1 protein-coding gene and 2 pseudogenes are annotated in these 2,029 nt (G+C 46.0%); all 3 read right to left on the bottom strand.

Going from position 1 to position 2,029, the window contains the following annotated elements; translation table 11 throughout:
• Window positions 1-162 (bottom strand): annotated as a pseudogene (locus R7P72_RS23720) (MSHA biogenesis protein MshM); the annotation flags it as partial.
• 43 nt (window positions 163-205) lie between these two features.
• Window positions 206-1,849 carry a pilus (MSHA type) biogenesis protein MshL gene (mshL, locus tag R7P72_RS23715; protein ID WP_318110786.1) on the bottom strand — a complete coding sequence of 548 codons (1,644 nt, stop codon included), beginning with the start codon at window positions 1,847-1,849 and terminating at the stop codon, window positions 206-208.
• Window positions 1,850-1,869: 20 nt separating this feature from the next.
• A pseudogene (locus tag R7P72_RS23710) lies at window positions 1,870-2,029 on the bottom strand (MSHA biogenesis protein MshK); the annotation flags it as partial.

The raw sequence follows: 2,029 nt of genomic DNA, 5'->3' as shown, positions 1-2,029 counted from the left end.
CGTACCAACTTCACCTGTCACCTTAATCACCCCTTCTCCCATCTGCACGGCGGCTAAGATGGTTTGAATCGCCTCATAGTGAGGCACTAACCCCAAAAACATTTCCGTATTTGGGGTCAGTGAGAAAGGTTGAACTCGAAATCCAAAATGCGACAAGTACATAACGAATCACAAACTCTTTGAAAAGCTAACGTTTCTTCTGCGCTTATTGCGCATCAGGGAACCACTCTTGCAGCAAATCACGCGAGCGCTCTAGCTCTTTTTGCCAAGAGTTCACGCCAACAACGGTCGGTTTAAGCAGAATAACTAGCTCGGTTTTTTGTGTCACATTCGAAGTGTTGCGGAACAAGTGACCCAGAGCTGGCACGTCGCCAAGGAATGGGACTTTTGACACTTGCTCGACATTTTGTTGCTTCATCAAGCCGCCGATAACCACAACATCGCCATCTTTCGCACGAATGACCGAATCAGATTCTCGAATCGAGCTTTTTGCCAAAGGCAATTGAATGTTTTGAAAATCACCACCAAGATTTAACTGCTTCACTTCTTCTGTGACTTCAATGACCGCTGGATGCACATGCAAGAACACGTTGCCCTTGTTGTCGATTTGTGGCGTCACATCAAGTGAAATGCCCGAGAAGAATGGCGTCAGTTCTACTTCAGGAACCGCATTAGAGTTTTCACCATTACCCGCATTACTGGAAAGCTCAGTTACGAAGTACTGATCGGTACCAACTTTGATCACTGATTTTTGGTTGTTCGCCGCCGTAATACGTGGGCTTGAGAGTACATTGAGGGCGCCTTGCGTCGACATAAAGTTTAATACAGCCTCGAAGTTACCATCAGATATCGTAACGTTGGTTTGACCGCCAAGAAGCGTACCAATCGCATCTAATGGAGGCAGAGCAGAAGCGGGGCGATTAACAATGATACTGCCTGAGTTACCAATTGACGCCGATAAGTTCGACCAGTTAATACCTTGCTGGTAACCATCGCTAAGCGTGACTTCTAAGATTTTCGCTTCAAGAATCACTTGGCGTTGCATTCGTTCTTGAGACACACCCAAAAACTCACGCACTTCACGAATATCATCAGGGAAAGCTCGCACGGTGATCACACCAGCTTGTGGCGTAACTACCACACTTTGGCCTTTACCCGAACCAATTAAGTTCGCCACCGCTTGTTGCAACATTGGCCAAAACTCACTTTCGGTGATGGTTTCAATGCGCGTTCCGCCTGTTGATGTCGTCGAGCTATCGTTGCCGTTATTGCTGTTGTTAGAATCTGAAGAGTCTGAGCTGTCAGAGCTACCACCAGAACTAGACGTACCAGCCGAAGTAACGGAGCCCGTGACAATGCTCGTCAGTGAGCGACCTGAGCGTTTAAACTGTAGGTAGTCGACTGGAATCGTCACCGTACGCATACCTGCCGGATAAACTTGGATTACTTTGCCCGATTTCATGACATCGTAACCGTACATGTTTTGTACAACGCTAAGCACTTCATCTAATGTCACGTCAGAAAGGTTGACCGTGATATTGCCTTGAACCGCTGGATGAATCGCAACGCTGTATTCTGTCCCTTTTACCAACGAAGCAAAGAAACTTCTCGCCTCTACTGCATTGGCTTGGATACGAAAACGCTTTGACGTTCCGTTATCAGAAGAAACATTGGAGTCTAAGTTAGGCATAAGATCCGCTTCTACCGAAGAAGGAATTTCCTCCAACGCGCGGCTATTCGCTTGATTGATAGATTCATTGAGAGCTTGCTTCACTTCAACCGGATCGCGGTGACCCATCGAACATCCCATTAAAGAAGCAATCGTTATTCCTACAACTAATTTGCGCATATCTGATCAGGCTCTGGTTATTATTTTTTTACGTTTAAACCAAAAAGCTCAAGGTTCCACTGACGGCTACCACGCTTTAAAGTTACAAATTCACTATTGATGCTTGCTACTCGATAACCGTTAAACAGTTCACCCTGTTCGACAAGTCGGTTATTCATGATTGCGACACATTCGGTATTC

The sequence above is a fragment of the Vibrio sp. Vb0888 genome (assembly GCF_033338835.1).
In the GTDB taxonomy this organism is placed as follows: Bacteria; Pseudomonadota; Gammaproteobacteria; order Enterobacterales; family Vibrionaceae; genus Vibrio; species Vibrio alginolyticus.
The sequence above is the reverse complement of the archived record's forward strand: the minus strand, read 5'-3'. Positions and strand labels throughout refer to the sequence as shown.

What these genes read in the sequence shown, in the direction of transcription:
- mshL (WP_318110786.1), bottom strand. Translation starts at nt 1,849, where the DNA reads ATGCGCAAATTAGTTGTAGGAATAACGATTGCTTCTTTAATGGGATGT.